The organism is Vibrio sp. Isolate25 (assembly GCF_022398025.1).
GTDB classification, from domain to species: Bacteria; Pseudomonadota; Gammaproteobacteria; order Enterobacterales; family Vibrionaceae; genus Vibrio; species Vibrio coralliilyticus_A.
Genome location: NZ_JAKEUT010000002.1, coordinates 417,911 through 441,846 on the forward strand (window position 1 = coordinate 417,911; position 23,936 = coordinate 441,846).

Here is a 23,936-nt window from a genome sequence, read left to right on the forward strand (position 1 = left end):
GAAATTGAGCTAATACTAACAGCCAAAACGAGACATAAAAAGGTGGCAGCTGCGCTATCTCCGCTATAATTGGATGTAAACGGACAAAATTCAAAGGCTTATGGAAATTCGTTCCTCCCTCAAAAGAAAGAGCTTTTTAGCGCTTGCTATGTACATGGCATTTGTCATAGCAGTGATAGGTACGGTGAGTTATCTTGTGGTTGAACCACCTGTGCGCGATCAGTTGGAAAAGAACCTCGACCTACGAACCCAAATCATCGCTGCTGAAATCAAAGAGCCTTTGAACAGTTCTCTTGGTATTTTGCAAAGTGTCGTTAGTATTGGGAATACTAATGAACCCCAAGGCCATCAGGCAGAGATGCTTTATAAGCTTTTCTCGGTGATCGATGGTGTGGCTATCAGCGGTGGTTTATGGCCGATTCCTTATTCAATAGATAGAGGGACTGCTTACAAAAGTTTGTTTTTCAATCGTTCCAGTGACGGTCAAGTCGATCAGGTTTTTTCTTGGGATAATCCGGAGTCGGGCGGCTACGACAAAGAGTCCTGGTATACCTCTGTAGTCAATAAACCGGTGGGGACGGTGTCTTGGTCAGAGGTATATATTGACCCTTTTACACATGTTCAAATGATCACCGCCTCCTCACCTTACTATATTGATGATGTTTTTTCTGGTGTAGCCACCATAGACATATCGCTCGAGAGCTTGGTTTCTTTTGTTCGCAAACATGCAGAAGAGTACGAACTAGGTGTCATACTAAAAGATTCCTACGGGGATGTGATCACTGAACATAATTTTCAGGTTGTTGAAGACATCTACATCAGTAGCACTGATTTTGGTGATTTTAGATGGTACATCGATGTCGTCAATGCCAATCGTTTAGTGACGGAGCAAGTGTATGACTTAGTGTCAAAAGTTGAAGCGGGTATCATCCCCATAATGTTGGCTTGTGTGATGATGGGGTATTTTTTAATCAATCGTTTCCTGATTTCGCCTATCGTGATTATCGCTAAGAAAGTTGATGATTCAATTGAGGGAGGGATCATCGACATGACTTATAACAGCCAAGACGAAATCAAACATCTTATTGATACATTCAACCAGAAAACCGTCTTTCTCGAAGCAGAGAAGCAAAAAGCACAAGCTTCAACAAAAGCCAAAAGCGCGTTTCTTGCCACCTTATCTCATGAAATTCGGACACCGATGAATGGCGTCCTTGGTACTGCACAGATACTTCTGAAAACGGATCTCACGGAAGAGCAGCAAAAGCATATGAAAACCTTATATGAATCAGGTGATCATATGATGACACTACTTAACGAAATTCTTGATTTCTCGAAAATCGAGCAAGGTCATTTGGAGCTTGAAAATAATCCATTCCCACTTGAAGCCATCATCGGCAGTATTAATAGTGTCTACTTTACCCTTTGCTCAGAAAAAGGTCTGCAATTCAAAGTTTACTCAGAAGTCCCTCATGACCGCTGGTATATGTCTGATAAAGCACGTTTACGGCAAATATTGTTCAACCTCCTTAATAATGCTGTGAAGTTCACATCGCGTGGATATGTAGAGGTGTATTTCAAAGAGATAGAGAAGCAAGGGCAAAACTATTTGGAGATTAAAGTACGTGATACTGGAATTGGCATCGCAAAAGAAGCGCAGCAAAAAATATTCAAGCCTTTTGAGCAGGCTGAGTCTTCTACCACGCGACGTTTTGGAGGTACAGGCTTAGGATTAGCCATCGTCAAACAGTTATGTAACCTAATGAATGGCAGTGTGACGTTAGCGAGTGAATTGGGTATAGGTACCAGTTTTGATGTATTGGTGGCAATGGACCACTGTGAGCCTCGCAATCAGGAGATTAAAGAACACAGTAAGCTCAACTATAGTGGCTTAAAAGCTCTTATCGTTGAGGATAACCGCACCAATGCCATCATCATCAATACCTTCATGACCAACAAAGGCTTTGAGTGTGATGTAGTTGAGAATGGTGAACTATCTATCCACGCTATTGCCAGTAAAGAGTATGATTTAGTGCTAATGGACAATCATATGCCAGTTATGGATGGCGTGGAGGCCACCTCTGCTATTCGCTCTTTGCCTAGCTCAAAATCTAAAATTCTAATTTTAGGCTGCACAGCTGATGTTTTTAAAGAAACGCGTGAACGGATGTTGGGAGTTGGAGTAGATTATATAGTATCTAAGCCCATTGACGAGAATGAGCTGGATGATGCACTTTATCAATATTCTGAGCGTTTGTACCAATACAAGCCCATGTTACTGAGTGGCTCAAACATAGAAACTGAAGAAACAGAATCAGTATTGCTGACGTTCTATATGTCTCTAGAGAATGGTGATCTAGAAGAAGCGCAAGAGCATTTTCAAGCCCTGAAAGCGGTGACAACAGGCATTGAAGATCAACACTTGGAAGAAACCCTGAAAGCGATACAGATGAAACTTACATTAGGGGAGGTCCCTTCCCAATCAGATTTGGACGTTTTAACCGTTCTGCTAAAAGATTTTTGTAAGTAAATTACTTGATTTTGGTTGCTTTGTGAGCAAGGTCCAGATTTTTAGTGAATTAATCTGACCTTTTTACTGAGCTTGGTGGTTTATTTACTACTTTTGTTTTTATTTGAAATCTAAAACTAATTAATTCATGGAATAATAGTCTTATATGCTGGTATTTTGAATTTTTACCAGTTTATATTACTACTTTTATTGTTCATATTTGGATTTATATACTGAGGTTTTAGATGAAGCCGCGTGGGCCGTTCTGTATTCGTAATGCTGCAGCAGACACTTTTGCTATGGTGGTATTCTGCTTTGTTTCTGGAATGATCGTAGAAATCTTTATTTCTGGGATGACGTTCGAACAATCGTTGGCTTCACGAACCCTTTCTATTCCGGTAAATATTGCGATTGCTTGGCCATACGGCATGTTCAGAGATTTCATGCTTAGGCAAGGTGAGCGAGTTTCATCCACAAGTATGATGAAGAATATGTCCGATTTGATCGCCTACGTACTGTTTCAATCGCCAGTGTATGCAGCGATCTTGGTGGCGGTTGGCGCATCAAGTGATCAAATCCTAACCGCAGTAACCTCGAATGCCGTGATCTCATGTGGAATGGGTGTCTTGTATGGTTACTTTCTCGATATGTGCCGCAAGTGGTTTAAGGTACCGGGATACTACCAGCAAGCTTGATTTTGCAGGAAATCTGGTCGAATTAGCCATTAAGTAATCAAACGTTCAAGATGTGGCGTTTTTTTTCCTCAATAGGCTTGACCTAACCCAATAGAATCATTAAATTAGCGCCTCGTTGGTGAGCAAACCAACCACAATTTGATTCGGTGAGTTGTCCGAGTGGCTGAAGGAGCACGCCTGGAAAGTGTGTATACGGCAACGTATCGAGAGTTCGAATCTCTCACTCACCGCCACATTCTTGAAGAAAGACGTCCTAGGACGTCTTTTTTTTGTGCCTCAACTCCATAAAATAAGCCGCAGCTTGAAGCTGATCTCGCGAGCAAACTTAGCAATTAAAGTGAAATTCCTTCAGGCAATTTTTCTCTGACTTTGCTTTAAAGTCATGCACTTAGTATGCTTCCTTACCCATGTTTATGACCTAAAGGAAGTTCGTTAGTGTTGAACCAAATAGACAAGCCTTCAATGAGACAGTCAGATCAAGTCATAACGCAATCTATCGGCCTAGCTCAAAAGGAGCATCAATGTGATTGAAACAATGGCGTTTGTTGTTCTAGGGGCTTTTTACTTCTTTGTCGAGGGTAGTGAGACATCCTTAAAGGAAGCGCTTATTGCTATGGCATTGTATGGGATCTACCTGATTGTCTATCTGCTGATAGAGCCATTTCCCGCTATGACGTCTAAGTATATGGGGCAACTTTACGGTTTTTTACCAGCGCTATCTTTTGGTGCCATATTGTTTCCGCATTTCAATCAGCATTCTCCTGAAGTTGTCACCAAAGCTATTGGCTGGGTCGGGTTGACGACAGCGTTTATTATTCTTTGTTATTTTAAGTGGTTAGTGTGGTGAGTTCTGACTTACTGATAGGTGACTAATTAAATTATGAATACCTTAAGTCAGTAATGCATGATTGGCTTTTCTAATATGACCAACACGGACACACATCACCATAAGTGATGCGGTATATATAACTTATGAGCTAATACAGGTTGAGATGCCGAATTCGCTCTTACCTTCTGACCGTGTCATGAGCCGACTGATAAAACGATAAAGTAAGAGCAAAATGGGTTTGGAATAAAACTCATCAGCGGCTAGATATCCCGTAAAGTCCAGAGAAAACTCCCCACATTGTTAAGTGAGTTCGACCACGGGTAATGAGACGCCTACTATCTTGTTGTCGGGTGAAAAAGGGAAAATAATTTCAATCGTGATACCGTTTGGATCGTCAAGAAAGATCTGATGCTCATTGATTTGCGGGATCACGCGTTCACGAAAAGGAATCTTCAGTTGCGTCAAGTGCTGCTGAGTTGATGCGAGGTGGTGCCCTTTGAATGAGATATGGTCTATGGCCCCAGAGCCTGATTGGCCTTCTTTGCCTCCTAAATAATCCACCAGAGCTTTGGGAGTATGCCCAGCAGGGAGAGACACTAGATGTAAAATAGGGTGTCCATCATCGTCATACATCCAAGCACCTGGAAAAGAAAATTGAGGGCGAGGGCCGCTCTCTAGTCCAAGAGACTGTTCAAAGAACTGTATGGTTATATCTAGGTTAGAGGTTCTGATGGTAAAGTGATCGATGGCCTTTATACGCATATGATTACCTTGTGCCTGAAGGGAAACGTACGATTCACAATACGTGATCGGTGACGGCAAAGAGAAGGGCAGCCAACCTAAAAACACTTTTTATCCAAACCGAATAGTCGATAACTTATCCTGCGACACACTAGTCATAGTTCTGTCGTACCCTGATATATTGTCCACTATCACATTGCTTACAATGCCATGCTCTCCGCTTCTTGATCTTTAGTTGAGGCGGCTCACCCATTCAGCCCCTCATTCGTCATTGTTTGGTTGAGCCGAATAGTTAATTCAAATTTACCCTAATTATCAAACTAGCTCTGATCAATATACTGGCTCCATGATTATCAGGTCGACTGGAGTTCGTTAGCAATCATCCCAGTGACCGCGTCTTAACTGAGGAACCGATGATGAGCAAACTGTTTGAACCGACGCAACTAAAGCAACTGGATCTGCAAAACCGTGTTGTGATGGCACCCATGACCCGAGCTCGCACCAGCCAGCCGGGTAATATACCTAACCCAATGATGGCAACTTATTACCAGCAACGCGCGACCGCGGGCTTAATTATCTCTGAAGCAACACAGATTTCTGACGATTCGCAAGGTTATTCTTTCACTCCGGGCGTATACACCGACGAACAAGTCGCGGGTTGGAAAACCGTGACTCAAGCCGCCAAACAACAAGGTGCTGTCATGTTTTGTCAGCTATGGCATGTCGGTCGCGTATCGCACCCAAGTTTTCAAAACGGCGAGCAACCTATCGCGCCATCAGCTCTGAAACCAGTAGATACTCAAGTGTGGATCTCCGACGAAAATGGCAACGGCAATATGGTGGATTGTGTCGAGCCAAGAGCCATGTCTCAGGCAGATATTGACCGAGTGGTGAGCGATTTTGCTTATGCAGCAAAGCGTGCGATTGAAGCGGGTTTCGATGGCGTTGAAATTCACGGCGGTAACGGTTACTTGATTGATCAGTTCCTGCGCACAAACTCCAATCACAGAACCGATCAATACGGCGGAACTCAGGCAAACCGTATCCGCTTTTTATTAGAGGTGGTCGATGCCGTTAGTGATGCCATCGGTGCTGATAAAGTCGGAGTGCGACTGGCGCCTTTCATCACGTTTAAGGACATGAACTGCTCGGAGATTGTACCGACGATTTTAAAAGCGTCTAAGCAACTTCAAGCTCGTGATATTGCTTACTTACATCTGTCGGAAGCTGACTGGGATGACGCGCCAGTGATTCCCGAAAGTTTCAGAGCTGAGCTGCGTGACTACTTCACCAATACCATTATTGTCGCGGGCAGCTACACCCAACAACGTGCGGAGATCGTACTCGAAAAAGGGTATGCAGATTTAGTCGCGTTTGGGCGTCCGTTTGTTTCTAACCCAGATTTGGTGGCACGCCTAAAGCATCAACAGCCTCTGCAGGAGCTGGATGGTGCGACACTGTTTGGTGGTGATGAACGCGGGTATACCGATTACCCTACGTATGGCTAAAGGCACTGGGCTCAAGCTGCTACTTTTAAACAAAATAGGAAAGGACAACAATGAAAAAGATAGCCAAATCTTTACTGGCAGTAGGTATCCTAACGACGGGCTCTGTTCAGGCGTTTGAACTTATGAGCGAAGACGTTATTGAAGGCCATCCGATGCAGAAAACCTTTGAGTATCAGGGCTGGGGTTGTGATGGTGACAATTTGTCTCCTCAGCTGACATGGAAGGGAGCACCTGCTGGGACCAAGAGCTATGCAATCTCAGTGTATGATCCCGATGCACCGACAGGCAGTGGCTTCTGGCATTGGTTGGCATTTAACATTCCGGCTTCTGTTAATGCATTACCCCGCGGAGCAGACATCAACAAATTAGGTGGCACAGAATCTCGAATCGACTTTGGCACGACCGGGTATGGAGGTGCGTGCCCGCCCGTTGGAGATGGTATGCATCGCTATCAGTTTACTGTTTGGGCGCTTCCTACTGCCACCTTAGATCTTAATGCACAAACGCCCGCAGCAGTAGTCGGGTTTACCTTAAATAGTGTGGCTTTAGGTAAAGCGACATTGACAGCGACCTATACGCGCTAGAGAGTACAAAGCTCAGATCGTGTTTCAATTACTGCTTACTCAGATACAAGCATTACCCGTGCCGATTAGTTAAGCCCGAAATGGACGGTTGAACGAGCCTACGAGGATGTCAGAATCCAAGTGTATTCATGCACTTGGATTTTTATGTTGTTAAAACGAGATCTAAACAGCGCTCTGGTCTGTCAGGCTTATGACTACTTAAGGTGATAGGTGGGTGTTTTAAAGAGGCTGGAGTCATTACCATCCATTACTTCTTATCTCAACAACCTCCAATCACCAACTCGGTATACCCCGTTGTTTCATCCTGTTCTCTGGAAAAATTCAGGTTAGGGTACTTGTGAAGGATCAGTTCTGCTGTGGTGTCTATGATACTGTTTTCGAGAAGGTGCCCGCCAATTACCTGACCTGCGCTATTTGCGACCGAAATGTGGATGTGTTGGTGATTTGGGGTCAGTGTCCCCATCACTGAAACAATTTCAAAAGGTTGGGTTAGCGTTATGGATTGTTCGGCGCCTGCGAGGCGAATGCTGATTTGTTGCAAACACCCTACACAGGATGCAATTGTTCCTGCCTGAATACTATGTTGTTTTACCAGAGACTGAATTTGCTTTTTTAGGTCTTGCCCTTTGGTGAGTCGAGTCGCAATAGGCTGAATCATAGAATATTCTCACGCGCTAAAAGTTTGTAAAATAAAAGGAGCAAATTGATTGCTCCTTTACATTGTTTAATTTGTATCACTTCAAGCGTAAAAGCTTAATGCGCTCTTGCGACTGCACCTTGCGAGCTGACAGTGATCGTTAGGGTTGATAGAGGGACGAAAGCGGACTGCCCTTTACTTAGAACTAAGGTATTGTCACCAGCTTGCAGTGTTACATCGTTATCGATGGCGAAGATGATCTCTGCTCGGCTCAACACCAATGTATGATTTTCTGGCTGTTGGAGCACAGAGAATTTAAAGTCGTCGACAGGAACTGGAAAGCTTAGCTCGCAACCGTCTGTAATTGGTTGAGTCAAGATTTTGTTGTTATCCAGTGCTTCGAATTTACAACTATTGACCAGCTCTTCAACATCCATGTATTTAGGGGTTAAGCCTGCACGCAACACGTTATCAGAGTTAGCCATGATTTCTAGACCTGTGCCTTTGATGTAGGCATGAGGAGTACCTGCATCTAAAAACATGGCTTCACCCGGCTGGAGCTCTAGTACATTCAACATCAACGGAGCAAGTAAGCCCACATCGTTCGGATATTGTTTGTTGAGTGCTAAAACCAGTGTTGCCAGTGGATCTTTACTATTTTCTGCCCAACTTAGTAGTGCATCAAGCGCTTTCGACTTCTTCTCGCCATCGAGCTCTAGTATCGCTTTAAAGAATTTCTGTAACCCTTGCGGAGAAAGGTCTGAACGAAATGCGTCAATATCGGATTGCAGAACTTGCGCGTTGAGGGCGTCAAATAGCGCGATAATATCGTTAAAATCACGAAAACCATTCATCGCCATATAAGGTGTCAGAGCGTAAACCAATTCCGGTTTATGGTTAGGGTCTTTGTAATTTCGGTTAGATGCCCCGCGGTTAATACCGGCTTTGTCTTCTCTCGCAAATCCTTCTTCAGCTTGTGTTTTGGACGGGTGCACTTGGATGGACAGCGCTTGTGCCGCAGCTAGCACTTTAAACAGGAAAGGCAGCTCACCGAAGCGTTGATTTGTCTCTGCACCGATGGTTTGGTCTGGGTTTTGCTCGATGTAGTCAGAAAGCAGTACGGTTTCATTATCAACCTGGATCTTTGAGCAGCCGTTTGGGTGGGCGCCCATCCAAATTTCCGCTTGAGGCTGATGGTCAGGGTTGGCGATACCAAACAATGTATTGATCGAATCGTGGCTACCCCAAGGGTAGTTTTGAATAACGTTTTCCAATAGGAAAAATGGAGCAGAGTGAGACATTCTTATACCTTACAAAAAATACCGCTAGCAAATGGCCAAAAAGTTCTCAGGCCTAAACTCGTCTAGTTTACAAACTTGCCAATATCATGAGCAAGATAAAAGAGATAGGAGTGTGACTATGTCATGATGAAGTGAAATTTTAGCAGGACGATGACGAGGAAAACTATGCTGGTAGGGCTGGATATAGGTGGGACAAAAATAGAAGTCGTGGGTTTAGATAAAGAGACCTATGCAACGCTAGTCAAGCATCGTGAGTCAACGGATACCAAAAGCTATCAAGGGTTTCTCCATTCAGTCCTCACTGTGATCAAACAAGTTGAGAAATATGGTGAGGTTGATTCGATTGGCATTGGTTGTTGTGGCTCGGTGGGTAACGATGGGCTGATGCAAGGGGCGAATGTCACGGTGTTAAATGGTCAAGATTTTATTGGGGATTTGCGCAAGTCTATTGATGTTCCTGTTGCGCTCGCCAATGATGCTGATTGCCTTGCGCTGTCCGAGTTTAAAGATGGGGCAGCAAAACAGGCACAGAACTCCTGCGTCGCTATGATTATTGGCACGGGCTGTGGTTCTGGCGTCATCATCAATAATGGCTTAGTGACGGGTTTAAATAAGCTAGGCGGAGAGTTAGGACATAACCCATTGCCTGGATACGATAAGGAAAAAGACGGTCAACCAGTTGAGTGTTACTGCGGTTCACTTAACTGCACTGAGTCATTTGTTTCTGGTACTGGATTTAGTCGTTCATTTTCAGAGAAGTACTATCCTGCGGATTCGAAAAAAATTATGGCTATGTATGCGCAAGGTAACCAAGATGCACGACAGCATTTTGATCTCTACTGTGACCAACTGGCTCGCGTATGTGCTTCCGTTGTCAATTTTATCGACCCTGAAGTAATTGTACTTGGAGGTGGGATGTCAAATGTTGATGCCGTGTATCCGCTTGTCAATGAAAAACTTAACCAGTATACGTTTAATAAATCAGCCAAAACGCGCATTGTGAAAAACGTTCATGGTGACTCGTCAGGTGTTCGCGGAGCAGCGTTTCTGCATTCGTTTGAACAATAAATCAGTTAATCGAATAGCTTTTTACGCTTGGGGTTGTCTGCTTGGGTTCCGCTTGCGTTTGTTGATTGAGAGGAGCCCATTTTAATGCGCCGTTAGTTTCAAAATCATTGGCTTCGGTGCACTTCATGTAGTGTTCTCCGACCTGAAGTATCGCGCCTAATGAGTATCCTTGGTCTTGATAGTAACAAACCCGCTTGGCCGCTTCGCTTCCATCAATGGCTATGACGGCTTTACCGGGCGTCGTAATAACATTTGCTGAAGCGGATGCTGATGCCAACAACAGCAAAGTGAATAGATTGATGCGCATAAACTCTCCTTAGATGAAATCATAATCTGTAGGCGACCGATTCTTAGTCGCGATTAAGTCGTTACCGAGAAAAATGTGTGATTGTGTTTGTTTCTCTTTAGTCTCCATATTTACGCTGATAACGAGGTAGCATACTTTCGTTCCCCAGTAAGCCACCTTGATGGACGTAAATGATCGTTTTATCAGGGTTCTCCGCAAACCAAGACCGTAAGCATTGCCACATCATTGGGTCGTAGAGTAAATCAAATTCAACGTCAGTTTGCTCCAAAAGTTTACGCCAGATTTCGTAATCTTGGCGATAAAGTTTGCCGAAATGATGTTTGTTTTCGAGTTCAAGGATATGTGGGAAATCGGTTTCGCCGAGCTGTTTAAATTGCTCGATAAGATACTCCTTACCTCCGACACATGGGCAAGTAATGACCTCGATATGATGCATTTTAAGAAATTGATGTAGGTATAAAGCGGTGGTGCCCGTTCCTGAAGGCAAGGCGACGGTAAACGTTTTACCTGTTTCAAAGCGAGTCCAAGACAATATTTCACGGGCAAGTTGTTCAACCCCCAATCGGGCATCGTTGGAGCGACCACCTTCTTCGACGACTAGGCAGGTGGAATCTGGCTGACGGACAGTTTTAATGAATTCAGTTGGGTGAAGGTTGAGTGCATTGACGGGGATGATGCTGGCACCAAGGTCTAGCGCACCACGATAATTACCGATAGGTCTTTCAATTAACCATTGGGGGATATGATCTACGTAAAATTCCAATGACCAGCCCTTGATTGCACACAGTGCTGCTAATGAATAGAGTGAATTGGCTTGTGCACTGCCATAGCTAATCAGCGTTTTTGTATTTGGGTAATCTCCTTCCAACAATGTCATGAACTTGCGCGCTTTGTTGCCACTGAAGTGGCTATGCAGCTGATCATCACGTTTTAGGTAAAAATCAATACCATCGAATTGATGCTGAGTGATTGGCGTGTCGCTAAGTTTCATTTGTCTATCTGTCTGTGCATGAAGGAGGGCTATCTTACTCGAATAACGTTCAAATGTAAGAAGGTGGATCAAAAACCGATGCACGTAAGGTTGATGGCATATGGGAAAGGTTATGGCCTAGAAGTATTGTAGAAAATAATAGGATAAAAAAAGCCCAGAGCAATCTGGCTCTGGGCTGATACAAAACATAGGAGTTAATAAGAAAAAGCAGCGTAAATTAGTAGTGTCAGTCAAGAAAACAAGTATTACGGCCTGTAAACTTAAGAAGGCTCTGCTAACTACATCTATTCAGACCCCCTTTATTCAAATCAGTTCCATCAAAAGCAAAAAAAAATTTAATTTTTTCTTCAGAGGCTTATCTAGCAACTTTGATATCTGGTCGGACCAATGTTCAAAAGTGTGATGTTAAAAACTTGTTGGTTATTTGTTTCGGTTGTATATTTCAAACAGTTGTTTAATACGAGTGATTGAAATGTCGATGAGAAATACGACCAAAGAGAAAATCCTAGATGTTGCGGAAGCTCTGTTTGCAGAACACGGTTTCAATGACACGTCATTGCGTACGATAACCAGCAAAGCGGGTGTCAACCTAGCATCGGTGAACTATCACTTTGGTGATAAGAAGACATTGGTACGTGCCGTATTGAATCGCTATTTGGAGGCGTTTATGCCAGCGGTTCAAGATGCCTTGATCAATCTTAATCTCAACGAAAATTACGCAATGTCCGACGTATTTGAATCATTGCGAGGGCCTTTGCGTGCGCTCAATGATGTCAGACCTAATGGTACGAGTCGTTTCATGTTGTTGATCGGCCGTGGCTATACCGATGTACAAGGTCATTTACGCTGGTTTATTACCACTCGTTATCAGGATACGTTGTCTTTATTTACTGAATCAGTAATGAAGGCGAATCCTAAACTGACTCAGGAAGAGCTGTTCTGGAGATTGCATTTCACCTTGGGGACTTGTGTCTTCACGATGGCATCAAGCCAAGCTCTGATGGAAATTGCTGAGAATGCTTACGGGAAGCAGATGGACGCGAAGTCAATTGTCGATCAGCTTATCCCATACTTGGCGGCTGGTGTTGCAGCTGAGTAATAGACAAATCGAAACATAAAACAAATATAAATTAGACCACCAACTGTGAACAAAAGGATCTGATTATGTGCTCTCTACGTAGAAAATGGGTCAGTGACCCAGCTTTCAAAATGTTTAAAAAAGTACTGCCACCGCTTTCCAGCACAGAGAAGGAAGCGATGGAAGCGGGTAGTGTTTGGTGGGACGGGGAGCTGTTCTCTGGTCGCCCGGACTTCTCTAAGTTACACCAATATCCAACGCCAACCTTGACCGCGGAAGAGCAATCTTTCATTGATAATGAGTTGGAAACTTTGTTGGGAATGCTTGACGACCATAAGATTGTTAAAGAAGACCGTGATTTGCCTCCTGAAGTTTGGGACTATCTACGTAAAGAGCGTTTCTTCTCACTCATCATTTCTAAAGAATACGGTGGTCGAGAGTTTTCTGCGTTAGCAAATTCGACAATCGTCACTCGAATCGCAACACGCAGTATTAGTACTGCCGTTTCTGTCATGGTACCGAACTCATTAGGCCCAGGCGAACTTCTTTCACACTACGGGACTCAAGAACAAAAAGACTATTGGTTACCACGTCTTGCCGATGGTACGGATATTCCATGTTTTGCATTAACTGGCCCTGAAGCTGGCTCTGATGCTGGCGGCATTCCTGATGATGGTATCGTGTGCTATGGCGAACACGAAGGCAAAGAGGTGCTGGGTATTCGCCTTAACTGGAACAAGCGTTATATCACGCTGGCGCCAGTCGCCACCGTACTTGGTCTTGCCTTTAAAATGTACGACCCAGATGGCTTGATGGGCGATAAGAAAGAGTTGGGTATCACCTGTGCTCTTATCCCTGCCGATCACAAAGGGGTTGAGATTGGCGAGCGTCATGACCCACTAGGTCTTGCTTTCATGAACGGCCCAACGCGTGGTAAAGATGTGTTCATTCCAATGGAATGGCTGATCGGCGGTCAGGATTACGCAGGTAAAGGCTGGCGTATGCTGGTGGAATGTCTGTCTGCAGGGCGTGGTATCTCATTACCAGCACTGGGCACCGCGATTGGTCATCTAACATCACGCACCACGGGTGCTTATGCCTATGTTCGTAAGCAGTTCGGTATGTCGATTGGTAAGTTTGAAGGTGTGGCTGAAGCAATGGGCCGAATTGGTGGCCTTACCTACTTGTTGGAAGCGACACGTACTCTAACGACGACGTCTTTGGATCTCAAAGAAAAGCCGGGCATTGTAACGGCAATTGCTAAATACCATATGACAGAAATGGCGCGCACCATCTTAAATGATTCGATGGATATTCACTCGGGTCGTGCGATTCAGGACGGTCCGATGAATTATTTGGCGACGCACTACTTAGGGATTCCGGTTGCCATTACGGTGGAAGGGGCAAACATTTTGACTCGAAATCTGATGATCTTTGGTCAAGGTGCGACGCGTTGTCATCCATTTGTTCTAAAAGAAATGGAAGCGGCAGCGAACCCAGATGAGAAGCAAGGGGCAAAAGAATTTGATGAGTTACTCTTCAAGCATATTGCCCATGCAACTAAGAATACATTTGGTGCGTTTGCGGCAGCCCTCACTGGTTCACGCTTCATCAAGGCCGATATGAGCGGCCCGACTCAAGGTTATTACAAAGACCTGACTCGTCTAAGCCGTGCTCTGGCCGTAAGTTCTGATATTGCAATGGCGACCTTGGGTGGAGATCTAAAACGTAAAGAAATGATCTCGGCGCGTTTAGGTGATGTTCTAGCATACCTTTACATGGGTTCAGCCGCGCTCAAGAAATACGAAGATGAAGGTCGTCAGCAGCAGGATCTTGATTACGTGCATTATGCGGTTCAACATTGTCTGCATAACGCTGCGAAAGCGCTTCAAGAAGCGTTTACCAACTACCCTCAAAAAGCAGTGGGCCGTTTGTTGAAGGTGCTGATCTTCCCATTGGGTAACCACTTTACCAAGCCAAGTGACAATTTAACTGTGAAATTGGCTGAAAGTTTGATGACACCAGGAGCGCACCGCGATCGCTTAACCCATCTTTGTTATATCGGTAAAGAAGAGGATGACAGCGTTGGTCTGATGGAAAATGCTTTCCTTGCGATGTACGGAGTGAAGAGCCTTGAACGCAAGCTAATGAGAGCAGCCAAAGAGGGCAAGGTTGCCCGCAAAGGCCTACTTAAAGATCGCCTCGCACAAGCGCTTGAAGCCAACGTGCTGACTCAGGACGAAGTCGATCAAATTGTTGCTGCAGATGCATTGCGCTATCAAGCGATTCAGGTCGATGACTTTAGCCACGACTTTAGTGAAGTGAGAACGGGTCAAGCGCCGGTAAAGCCAAAATTGGATAGTGTTGCATAAAGCGCTAATCCATAATCAGTCAAGGCACCTTAGCGGGTGCCTTTCTTTTTTGGGCGAAATCTAAAACTCGTATGAAAGTGCTCCAACCACTTGCATTTTGCCGACATTTTTACAGAAATTAGATGCGAACTGGTGTTGAACCTTTTATCCTAGCGGAGTTTTTTAAAGGAAGTTGAATATGATCATCAAACCTAGAATTCGTGGATTTATCTGTACTACAACGCACCCTGTGGGTTGTGAAGCTAACGTAAAAGAACAAATTGCTTACACAAAAGCACAAGGCCCAATTAAAAACGCGCCTAAGCGTGTTCTTGTTGTTGGTGCTTCAAGTGGCTACGGTCTATCTTCTCGTATCGCTGCGGCATTTGGTGGCGGCGCTTCAACTATCGGTGTGTTCTTTGAAAAAGAAGGCACAGAGAAAAAGCCAGGCACAGCAGGTTTCTACAACTCAGTTGCCTTCGAAAAGCTAGCGCGTGAAGAAGGTCTTTACGCTAAGAGCCTGAATGGCGACGCTTTTTCTAATGAAGCGAAGCAAAAAACAATTGATCTCATCAAAGAAGATCTAGGCCAAATCGATATGGTGGTTTACTCACTGGCTTCTCCAGTACGTAAAATGCCAGAAACGGGCGAAGTGATTCGCTCATCGCTAAAGCCAATCGGTGAGATTTACACATCTACCGCTGTTGACACCAACAAAGATGTCATCATCGAAGCAAGCGTTGAGCCTGCTACTGAAGAAGAAATCAAAGACACTGTCACAGTAATGGGCGGTGAAGATTGGGAACTTTGGATCAACGCGCTTTCTGATGCTGGCGTTCTAGCTGAAGGTTGTAAAACCGTTGCATACAGCTACATAGGTACTGAGCTTACTTGGCCAATCTACTGGGATGGTGCGTTAGGTAAAGCGAAAATGGATCTAGACCGTGCTGCGACTGCTCTAAATGAGAAGCTTTCTGCAACAGGTGGAACCGCAAACGTTGCAGTTTTGAAGTCTGTCGTGACTCAAGCAAGCTCTGCAATCCCAGTAATGCCGCTATATATTGCAATGGTATTCAAAAAAATGCGTGAAGAAGGCGTACACGAAGGTTGTATGGAACAAATCTTCCGTATGTTCAGCCAGCGTCTATACAAGGAAGACGGTTCTGCGCCTGAAGTTGATGACAAGAACCGCCTGCGTCTGGATGATTGGGAACTGCGTGATGACATTCAGCAGCACTGCCGTAACCTATGGCCACAAATCACCTCTGAGAACCTTAAAGAGCTGACAGACTACGTTGAGTATAAAGAAGAGTTCTTGAAGCTATTTGGCTTTGGTGTTGAAGGTGTTGATTATGATGCTGATGTTAACCCTGACTACAAAGCAGACTTTATTACTATCTAATTGAGCATCAAAATTAGAAAGCAAATCCGGAGCCTAAGCTCCGGATTTTTTATACCCGTAATTTCTATAAATTGGTAGTCAATGTAGGTTTCTACTTAGACGGCGAGCTACGAATCATGCCTGTCCCTAAGAAGATGAAATTCGCTAATAGCGGATTCATCAAACCCTAATTTTCCCCTGATTTCTCACTCAACAGCCCAATTACTCACAGTAATAAGCCACTAAGATAAACCTGCATATAACGCTGGTAGGACTGTCTAATGTTGAGGCTTAGCGAATAATTTAAAATCGGTGTTTAGCTAATTGTTTGAAATATCTTGCTTTATAGAGTCGATATCTTTAGGTGGTGCGTTTTGATTTTATGGTATTCATTTTCTAAGTGAGAAATCAATGAGCAATAAATATTTAACTGATATCGTTTCACAGCCAGATATAGCGCAGTACAAAAACGATCTGGTCTTAAGGCTTGTGAAATCAAAAAGGCCTTTTGTGCATTACCCACCCAGTGCCAGAGGGGATATGAATGCTTACAAATACGTCGCCTTTAAAGATGAAATGGCGCGACCGATTACGGTATTTGAATATTTTGATTCTCCCAAAGAAGGGTCGGAGCAGGAAGAATTTAATCGAAATATCCCGGCTATCAATCAGCACATTAGAGATCTTGGCTTACTCCAGGAGGGGCGGGACTATGTTTGGTTGACCACCAAGGATGTCAATGAAGCCAAAAAGCACGCAGATAAAGTTCATCATTACCAAGAGTATGACAATAATACTTACGATCGCGATATCCGCCGACAAGCGTTGCTATTCTATAAAGACAAAATCAGCAATGATCTGAGTGTCATACAATATCTAAACTCGAAAAACATTGTACAGGTTAGAAACAGAGAAAAGTGCCTGGCGATATTCAACATTAACCGGCGAGCCAAAAGCGAGGTTTGGGATCCGAGAAATGAAAGACACAGCACTTACATGCAAGCCTTTAAAGACATTGTAAACATCATCAATGAAATCAATGAAGATAAGCATTTACCCATGCATGATATTTGTTTCGTGGGTAGTAAATTAACGCCAGGCGAGGTCACCGATTGGCAGAACTATTGCGCCGCGGTGGGAACCAATTTAATTGATCTGACCGATGTGATGGATGCGCCTCATGGCCTGAATCGCACTCAGCAAAGGTGTGTACATGTTGCGTTAGCGGAGAACTACAAAAGTACCCTCTATTTTGGTCATCAATCTGGCGTTAATGAAGACGCGAACATCCTCCCGAGAACTAATGTGTTCAGCTTAAGTGAATATCTCCACCTTGGGCAAATTGGCATTAGTCGGGTTGAAGCACGATCTCAGTTGGACCCTGAGTATCAAAACGAATTGGGCATGGGCGGGGCGTATAGCGCTTTTGGCAATTTTTATAGTTTGCGTAACTGTGAGTTTCTCACTTCTGACGGTGTGCTAGCGGCAATTCAGCTCAAATTGGATATGCACAAAGACAATCATATTTCTCTTGAAACGGTATGGGATGACGTTTTAGGGCGATATGCTTGGGAGTTGGATGTGCCTTACATCCCAAAGAAGAGGTTGGATAAGTCAGAGCCTTACGTTGTGTTTTGCAATAAGTATTACTATATCGATGACATAGGGATATCCGATGATCAGGCAGTAAAAAGGTTACTCAATCGGATCTTTGTCAGTGCTGGGGTGGATGAGACCAAGTTCTGGGACAAGGTGGAAGATAAGGAAGCCAAAAGGGCCTATATTGAGGCGGCAGAATTATTGGTACGGCGAAAGCTGAAAAACCAAAATCAATTCACTGAACAAACTAAGGTATGGCTGACTCGCATCCTTGAGCAATTGTTTGAGAGACATGATAGTGAGTCGCCACTTTCAGCGCATAAGAAAAGGCTTGAAGCGCAAAATGCAGGACGAGTCATGTATACGCTGGGTAGCAATCAAATTAAACACCGTGCCATTAAAGACACATCGTGGAGTGACTTCTGGAATCTAGTCGATAATCAATCCGAGTAAGACTAGAAATAGGCCACTGAAAATCGCATCGACGTTGGGACCAATATGTTGCGTTTGGGCATACATAAAGGGGTGACAAAACACGTCACCCCTTGACCTCTTTTCGCTATTTAAACGTTGACCAAATCGGGGCGTGGTCGGAAGGTTTTTCGATACCACGCAGTTCGTAGTCGATATCTGACTCAATACATTTTTCAGCGAGCTTTGGTGTCGCCAGTACCACGTCAATGCGCAGCCCCCGATTGTCATCAAAACCGCGTGAGCGGTAATCAAACCATGAGAAACGATCCTCTACCTCAGGGTGAAGCTGGCGGAAGGTATCCACAAACCCCCAGTCCATTAATGTTTTCAACCATTCACGCTCTTCTGGTTGGAAAGAACATTTACCTGTCTTCAGCCAGCGTTTACGGTTAGGTTCTCCAATGCCGATGTCTGCATCAATTGGGCTGATATTGATATCGCCCATCACGATAAGCTGTTCGTCGCTGTTGTGATGATCATTAAGGTAAGTCATCAGGTCTTTGTAGAACTGGCGTTTGTAAGGGTATTTGGTTTCGTGACTGATGTTGTCACCCTGTGGGAAGTAGCCGTTGAGCACGGTGACTTTCTCACCATTATCATCTTCAAACGTCGCGATGATCATACGCTTTTGATGTTCTTCATTGTCAGTTGGAAAGCCTTTCTGCACTGAAAGCGGTTCTTTCTTACATAGCATAGCAACACCGTAGTGTGCTTTCTGACCATGGAAGTAGACTTTGTAGCCCATCGCTTCAACGTCTTCGATAGGGAAGGCTTCATCATGCACTTTGATCTCTTGAAGACCGACTACGTCTGGCTGATGCTTATCAATAACTGCCTGTAATTGATGCAAGCGTGCACGAAGACCATTGATATTAAAGCTGATGACTTTCATTTTTATTCCTTATTATTGAAATTTTTCCGATATTACCACTTTCTTTATCCTGCGCCTAAAGTTAACAGTGACTGATTGGTATTAACATATTGGTAATATTTCAATTGATAATTGATTGCAATATGTTGTAATTGGTCTCGGAATGTAGAATCTGCTTTTGTTCTTAATCTGTATGAATGAGTTTGCTTATAAGGATGTACTATGCGAGCCCTTTCCGTTCAATGGAAAATAACCTTACTAGCAGGTTGCTGCCTGCTCATCACATCTCTATCCCTGATCGGGTTCTCTGTCTACAACGCGGTGACTAACCAGCAGCAGATCAAAGCACAGAGTGCTGCGTCTGTTATCAATAAATCGGAACAACTACTTGAAACTCGAGCCTTACTCAATGCGACAGAGGTTGCCGAATACCTCAATGAGGCTTTGTATCGGGCTGAGATGTTGGCATCGAACGCACTGTTTCTGAAAACCAATACCGAAGAAAATTTTGGAGACAGTGAAGAATTACGCACAGCACTGGATGAAATGGTGCGCAAATCAGTATTGGGCTTTGAATCTATTCAGGGAGCTTACTTGGTATTTAGGCCCAACATGTTAGATGGCGAAGACAGTAACTACGTTGATGCGGAATACGTAGGCTCGAATGAGAGAGGGCAATTTGCGCCTTATTGGGCGACAGCGCAAAATGGAGAGAATGTTGTATCGAATGTGCTAAGCGAAGCTGCACTGGAAGATACTCAAAATAGTGAGAGATTCTTTTGCCCGCTATCTAGTGGTGGTTCATGCGTTAGCACGCCTAGATTTATCAGCCAAGGAAAAGGACAGGTTCTGGCTACCTCGATATCTGTACCTATTATGATTGACGGCACTGTAATCGGTTTCTTTGGTACTGATCTTCGCCTTGATACGATGGCGAATATTGTGGCTGAATCAGATAACCACCTTTTTGATGGTAGCGGAAATGTCAATATTATCAGCTTGGATGGTTCCTTAATTGCGAGTGATGATCCTTCTCATGCAGTAGGTCAAGCTTTCAATAGTAAGACGTTGTCCAATGACCAACTGACGGACCTTCTGTTTGGCCAAGAGGTGCAAACCCAATGGAGTGCAGATGGAAAATGGTTGAGCGTATTTGCCCCTATTATGGTTGCTAATCAAACTTGGGGTGTATTATTTGATATGCCAAGAAGCAGTGTGTTGGCTGATGCAGAGATGCTTGATCAGACCATCAGTCACCAAGTAGAGTCGAGTGTGAAAACCGAAGTACTAGCGGGCTTAATTTTGGTTATTTTTGGTTTAGTGACCATCGCGTTGATGGCCTCTCGTTTAGTCAAACCCATTCGTGAAGTGGTGGCGAGGTTGGATGATATTGCATCTGGTGAAGGGGACTTAACTCAGCGGCTAGATGTGAAATCCCAAGACGAGATTGGCCAGCTTGCTACTGGGTTCAATAAATTCCTTGATAAGCTTCAGTCTATTATTAGTGATGTCGTAGAAACGACGTTGCAGATAGGTACGACGACAGAGCAGTCTCGAATCGCGGCTCAGCAAACTCGCTCTAGCAGTGATTCTCAGTTTAAAGAAGTCGATTTGGTGGCCACCGCCTCTGAAGAAATGACACAAACGGCAGGCCTTGTTGTTCAAAATGCGGAAGTGGCTGTCAGTGAAGCTGAAAAAGCCAACGTTGCTGCAGACTCAGGTAAAAAAGTAATAGAACAATCTCAGGATGAGATGGTTCGTTTGGTTGAGAGAATGACGGCAGCGGTGCCTGTTGTTGAAGAGTTAGCGAAGAATAATGCCAACATCACTGAGATATTGACGGTTATTGAAGGGATTTCTGAACAGACAAATTTGCTGGCATTAAACGCTGCTATCGAAGCTGCACGGGCCGGTGACCAAGGGCGTGGCTTTGCGGTTGTTGCTGATGAGGTACGCAACCTCGCTAGCCGAACTCAGTCTTCTGTGGGAGAGATTCGTCAAGTGATTGAAGATGTTCAAAAGGGGACGCAAGATGTGGTGAATGCCATTCAAGATGGTAATGATCTCGCCAACGATTCTGCTCAGCAAGTTGAGAGAGCGGTGTTGCAACTGAACAATATCTTTGAAGCCATCGCTTCGATTAACGATATGAACTCGCAGATTGTGAAAGCGGCTGAAGAGCAGCAGTCGGTCTCTACGGAGGTCAATCAGAGCGTCAGCAATATTCGAGACTTGAGCGCACAAATCTTATCTCAAGCAGAAGAGTCCGAAACTGTCAGTAGGCAAATTGGAAATTTGTCCCAAAGACAGCAACAGCTGGTGAGCCAGTTTAAAGTGTAAAAGTAAAGGGCCTCTTGATGAGGCCCTTTTGCTACCTAATCTAGGTACCAGTAACCAAGGTTAACTAGTGTTGTAAGTAGCTGCATTTGTGAGTCAGATAACTTGCCATCGATGTGTTCGATCTCAATCGACTCTTGATTACACAGTAGGTCGACGAGATGTTGTGACTCAGCCAGATAAGCATCACCGTTAATGTAAACATGTGTAGATTCATTCTCATGGTACAGCGCGCGTAACCCAGGGACCTTGCGTAAACTGCCCAGTGATTCTAGATGGTGGTAGATTTCCAGAGTATTGAGCGACTCTTCAGGTTCGACAATATCGAGCTGATGGCGAGACTGACTTAACATGCCCCCCATAAACTCTCGGATATCGGATTCTGATTGTAGGGCTGAACGAAGCATGGCTGTCAGCTTTTCTAAGTCAGTGTTGAGTATCTCGCCGTATTGATGCTGAACCGTCATCTCTGGGTTATGCAGGTGAACATCGCCTTTTTCATTGGCTAGCACATAGTCAGCGAAATTACTGAGCAGTTCTTGTTCTTTGGGGGAGCGGAAACCCATAGAGTAGCTCATGCTTGGCTCTAATGTATTTCCTTCGTGAGGAAAACCTGGGGGAATATAGAGAATATCTCCGGGTTCGAGAACTTCATCAATGATGGCATCAAAACCTTCAATCTGTCGCAGCGCACCAGCTTGGATAGATTCACGATATTGCCCCTTGTCCAGTTCACCGACACGCCAGCGTCGCTTACCACTTCCTTGGATAATAAATACATCATATTGATCTATGTGTGGGCCAACTCCTCCTTCTGGTGCGGAAAAGCAGACCATCAGATCATCAAATAGCCAGTTTGGCAGCTGCTTAAAAGGCTCTATGAGCTCGGCTGCCCCAAGGTGCCAGTGATTACAGGCTTGAACAACTAACTGCCAGTGTGACTCAGGAAGATGTTCAAACAGAGAATCGTCAAAAGGGCCGTGTTGTGCAGACCATTGGCCATTTGAATTGGAAATGTAACGAGAATCAACCTCTTCCTCCATGGCAAGCCCGGCTAATTCGTTTGGAGAAATTGGGTCAACAAAATTACTAAATCCGTTTTTAATTACGGTGGGCTTCTTGTGCCAATATTGGGTGAGAAACTCGGCCATATCAAAATTGATGGGATAATTCACGAGTTAGACTCCAGCTTTCTTTCCAAATCCGACTTAACAATCTTGATGGCGGCAAGGGCCACTTTAGGATCGATGTCGTTACTTTCGATAAGATAAATCAGATCAACGGCGAGTTTGATTTCGTCTGGCGCTTGATCCAGACCTGACGAGTTCGATGACATGTTACTGATTCCGCTCTTTGTAGATAATTTGCTTTTCGATTTTGACTTTAGCTTGCTGGCATCGTTGTAAGCGGCGACGAGCCGACTGCAATGTCTGCGCTGCAAGTGATTTGCTTCTCGCATCGGCATGCTTATGTTCGATTTCCTTACTTTGAACCAAATCTTTTAAGCGCAGTTCCCACTCTTGATGCTGAGCTAGATTTTGATAGAGATCGTTAAGGCTTTGTTGATTGAAAGACTTATCCCTAGGTTCGTTTATTCTCAACGATTGGGTGGCAAGCTCTCGCTTAATCGCACTCACTTGGCAAAGTAGGCGTTCAGACAAAAATTCGGCCTGTTCGGGTGTTAGTGACCTTGATGATTGCTCCATAAGAATTTTGTCTAGGGTCTCTCGAGTTTCGTCTACATACGGAGCTAATTGTTTGGACTGACAGCGAAATAACTTTTGATCAAATAGAGGACCGTAGTGCTCACCTCTGGTGGAGTCTAACTGAGCAGCCTCCCTTTCTAGATGTTCTAACAATGATGACAGTCGGCTAAATTGATTCATAAGGTTACGAACCAAGCCTCGTAAGCAAGTTTAACGGCAAGAATACTCACTACTGTAACAAATACGGGGCGAATAAACTTAGCGCCGAATCGTATTGCCGAATGCGCACCGACAAAAGCTCCCGCCATCAAGCAGACGCCCATGGTTAACCCCAGCAGCCAATCAATGTGACCAAGAATGGCAAAGGTGATTAGTGAGGTGAAGTTACTGGTAAAGTTCATCGCTTTTGATAAACCGGAGGCCAGCAAAATATTCAGTCGATAGAGAGCCATAGAGCTGACGGTCCAAAATGCGCCTGTCCCCGGACCTGCAATGCCGTCATAGAAACCTATACTCAACCCTTGGAGGTATTGCTTCTTGTTGAACTTAGGGCATGGCGGTGGCATTTCATTACTGTTCGAATGCGGTGTCTTATGCCAAATGGTATAAATCGCCGCCAGCAAGATGATCAGCGGGAGAATTTTTTCCAACCACTCGGTGCTGATTAGATCGACAACCAGTGTGCCAAGTATGGCACCGACTAAAGTGGCGATAAATGCCCGTCCCCAGCAGTGAGGCTTGAATAAGCGTTTTTTGTAGTAGGTAAACGCAGCCGTCGAGGAAGCGAACGTGGCGGCTAGTTTATTGGTCCCTAAAGCGATATGAGGGGGTAAGCCCAATGAAAGAAGGGCAGGGACAGTCAGCATACCGCCTCCACCAGCGACAGCATCAATAAAGCCTGCAACGAAGGCGACCAGCGCTAGCACCAACAGCATTGTTGGTTCAAAAAATTCCATACAGTGTCTTAAT

General features: G+C 44.4%; 21 protein-coding genes and 1 tRNA gene. 12 read left to right on the plus strand and 10 right to left on the minus strand.

Going from position 1 to position 23,936, the window contains the following annotated elements:
• Positions 1 to 100 precede the first annotated feature (100 nt).
• The 4 genes from L1D15_RS08635 (at position 101) to L1D15_RS08650 (ending at position 4,051) form a co-directional block, all read left to right on the plus strand.
• Positions 101 to 2,530 carry a hybrid sensor histidine kinase/response regulator gene (locus L1D15_RS08635; RefSeq protein ID WP_239875312.1) on the plus strand — a complete coding sequence of 810 codons (2,430 nt, stop codon included), beginning with the start codon at positions 101 to 103 and terminating at the stop codon, positions 2,528 to 2,530.
• A gap of 224 nt (positions 2,531 to 2,754) precedes the next feature.
• A complete protein-coding gene (locus L1D15_RS08640; protein WP_239867916.1) occupies positions 2,755 to 3,204 on the plus strand; it encodes an L-alanine exporter AlaE in 450 nt (149 codons plus the stop codon).
• 145 nt (positions 3,205 to 3,349) lie between these two features.
• Positions 3,350 to 3,437 (plus strand) — tRNA-Ser (locus L1D15_RS08645).
• Positions 3,438 to 3,727: 290 nt separating this feature from the next.
• Positions 3,728 to 4,051, plus strand: coding sequence for a hypothetical protein (locus L1D15_RS08650; RefSeq protein WP_239875313.1), 324 nt, complete (start codon positions 3,728 to 3,730; stop codon positions 4,049 to 4,051).
• A 282-nt stretch (positions 4,052 to 4,333) separates the two neighbouring features.
• Here the strand turns inward: L1D15_RS08650 and L1D15_RS08655 are convergent, their stop codons facing one another.
• A complete protein-coding gene (locus L1D15_RS08655) occupies positions 4,334 to 4,795 on the minus strand; it encodes a VOC family protein (protein ID WP_239875314.1) in 462 nt (153 codons plus the stop codon).
• A 395-nt stretch (positions 4,796 to 5,190) separates the two neighbouring features.
• Here L1D15_RS08655 and L1D15_RS08660 point away from each other — a divergent pair, with 395 nt between their 5' ends.
• A complete protein-coding gene (locus tag L1D15_RS08660) occupies positions 5,191 to 6,282 on the plus strand; it encodes an alkene reductase (protein WP_239875315.1) in 1,092 nt (363 codons plus the stop codon).
• A 50-nt stretch (positions 6,283 to 6,332) separates the two neighbouring features.
• The gene (locus L1D15_RS08665; protein WP_239875316.1) at positions 6,333 to 6,866 is read left to right on the plus strand and encodes a YbhB/YbcL family Raf kinase inhibitor-like protein; all 534 of its coding nucleotides are present in this window, start codon (positions 6,333 to 6,335) and stop codon (positions 6,864 to 6,866) included.
• Between the two features lie 259 nt (positions 6,867 to 7,125).
• Here L1D15_RS08665 and L1D15_RS08670 read toward each other — a convergent pair whose 3' ends face one another.
• Both L1D15_RS08670 and manA read right to left on the minus strand, forming a co-directional pair.
• Positions 7,126 to 7,524 carry a DUF296 domain-containing protein gene (locus L1D15_RS08670; protein WP_239875317.1) on the minus strand — a complete coding sequence of 133 codons (399 nt, stop codon included), beginning with the start codon at positions 7,522 to 7,524 and terminating at the stop codon, positions 7,126 to 7,128.
• A gap of 95 nt (positions 7,525 to 7,619) precedes the next feature.
• Positions 7,620 to 8,804, minus strand: a complete 1,185-nt coding sequence (gene manA / locus L1D15_RS08675; protein ID WP_239875318.1) for a mannose-6-phosphate isomerase, class I — start codon at positions 8,802 to 8,804, stop codon at positions 7,620 to 7,622.
• A gap of 150 nt (positions 8,805 to 8,954) precedes the next feature.
• Here manA and L1D15_RS08680 point away from each other — a divergent pair, with 150 nt between their 5' ends.
• The gene (locus L1D15_RS08680) at positions 8,955 to 9,872 is read left to right on the plus strand and encodes an ROK family protein (RefSeq protein WP_239875319.1); all 918 of its coding nucleotides are present in this window, start codon (positions 8,955 to 8,957) and stop codon (positions 9,870 to 9,872) included.
• A 1-nt stretch (position 9,873) separates the two neighbouring features.
• Here L1D15_RS08680 and L1D15_RS08685 read toward each other — a convergent pair whose 3' ends face one another.
• Together L1D15_RS08685 and L1D15_RS08690 are read right to left on the minus strand one after the other, a co-directional pair.
• Positions 9,874 to 10,179, minus strand: coding sequence for a DUF1496 domain-containing protein (locus tag L1D15_RS08685; RefSeq protein WP_239875320.1), 306 nt, complete (start codon positions 10,177 to 10,179; stop codon positions 9,874 to 9,876).
• Between the two features lie 97 nt (positions 10,180 to 10,276).
• On the minus strand, positions 10,277 to 11,170 hold the full coding sequence (locus L1D15_RS08690; protein ID WP_239875321.1) for a 1-aminocyclopropane-1-carboxylate deaminase/D-cysteine desulfhydrase: 894 nt from the start codon (positions 11,168 to 11,170) through the stop codon (positions 10,277 to 10,279).
• A 472-nt stretch (positions 11,171 to 11,642) separates the two neighbouring features.
• Here L1D15_RS08690 and L1D15_RS08695 point away from each other — a divergent pair, with 472 nt between their 5' ends.
• The 4 genes from L1D15_RS08695 to L1D15_RS08710 all read left to right on the plus strand — a co-directional run bounded on the left by L1D15_RS08695 (position 11,643) and on the right by L1D15_RS08710 (position 18,032).
• The gene (locus L1D15_RS08695; RefSeq protein WP_239868006.1) at positions 11,643 to 12,269 is read left to right on the plus strand and encodes a TetR/AcrR family transcriptional regulator; all 627 of its coding nucleotides are present in this window, start codon (positions 11,643 to 11,645) and stop codon (positions 12,267 to 12,269) included.
• 65 nt (positions 12,270 to 12,334) lie between these two features.
• Positions 12,335 to 14,620, plus strand: coding sequence for an acyl-CoA dehydrogenase (locus L1D15_RS08700; RefSeq protein WP_239875322.1), 2,286 nt, complete (start codon positions 12,335 to 12,337; stop codon positions 14,618 to 14,620).
• Positions 14,621 to 14,798: 178 nt separating this feature from the next.
• Positions 14,799 to 16,001, plus strand: a complete 1,203-nt coding sequence (gene fabV / locus L1D15_RS08705) for an enoyl-ACP reductase FabV (RefSeq protein ID WP_239875323.1) — start codon at positions 14,799 to 14,801, stop codon at positions 15,999 to 16,001.
• 390 nt (positions 16,002 to 16,391) lie between these two features.
• Complete coding sequence (locus L1D15_RS08710) at positions 16,392 to 18,032, plus strand: hypothetical protein (RefSeq protein ID WP_239875324.1); 1,641 nt, start codon at positions 16,392 to 16,394, stop codon at positions 18,030 to 18,032.
• 106 nt (positions 18,033 to 18,138) lie between these two features.
• On the opposite strand, the gene xthA is transcribed toward L1D15_RS08710, so the two are convergent.
• Positions 18,139 to 18,945, minus strand: coding sequence for an exodeoxyribonuclease III (xthA, locus tag L1D15_RS08715; protein ID WP_239875325.1), 807 nt, complete (start codon positions 18,943 to 18,945; stop codon positions 18,139 to 18,141).
• A gap of 201 nt (positions 18,946 to 19,146) precedes the next feature.
• Between xthA and L1D15_RS08720 the strand changes: the two genes are divergently transcribed.
• Entirely contained in the window at positions 19,147 to 21,264 is a 2,118-nt protein-coding gene (locus L1D15_RS08720) for a methyl-accepting chemotaxis protein (RefSeq protein WP_239875326.1), read from the plus strand.
• A gap of 35 nt (positions 21,265 to 21,299) precedes the next feature.
• Here the strand turns inward: L1D15_RS08720 and L1D15_RS08725 are convergent, their stop codons facing one another.
• From L1D15_RS08725 to L1D15_RS08740, 4 genes are read right to left on the minus strand one after another with little or no spacing between them, the layout of a single operon-like run.
• The gene (locus L1D15_RS08725; RefSeq protein ID WP_239875433.1) at positions 21,300 to 22,412 is read right to left on the minus strand and encodes a cupin domain-containing protein; all 1,113 of its coding nucleotides are present in this window, start codon (positions 22,410 to 22,412) and stop codon (positions 21,300 to 21,302) included.
• Between the two features lie 20 nt (positions 22,413 to 22,432).
• A complete protein-coding gene (gene rsmS / locus L1D15_RS08730; RefSeq protein WP_239868024.1) occupies positions 22,433 to 22,597 on the minus strand; it encodes a pleiotropic regulatory protein RsmS in 165 nt (54 codons plus the stop codon).
• A 1-nt stretch (position 22,598) separates the two neighbouring features.
• A complete protein-coding gene (locus L1D15_RS08735) occupies positions 22,599 to 23,147 on the minus strand; it encodes a primosomal replication protein (RefSeq protein ID WP_239875327.1) in 549 nt (182 codons plus the stop codon).
• On the minus strand, positions 23,144 to 23,923 hold the full coding sequence (locus L1D15_RS08740) for a TSUP family transporter (RefSeq protein WP_239875328.1): 780 nt from the start codon (positions 23,921 to 23,923) through the stop codon (positions 23,144 to 23,146). Before L1D15_RS08740 ends, L1D15_RS08735 begins: the two co-directional genes overlap by 4 nt.
• Positions 23,924 to 23,936: the final 13 nt, after the last annotated feature.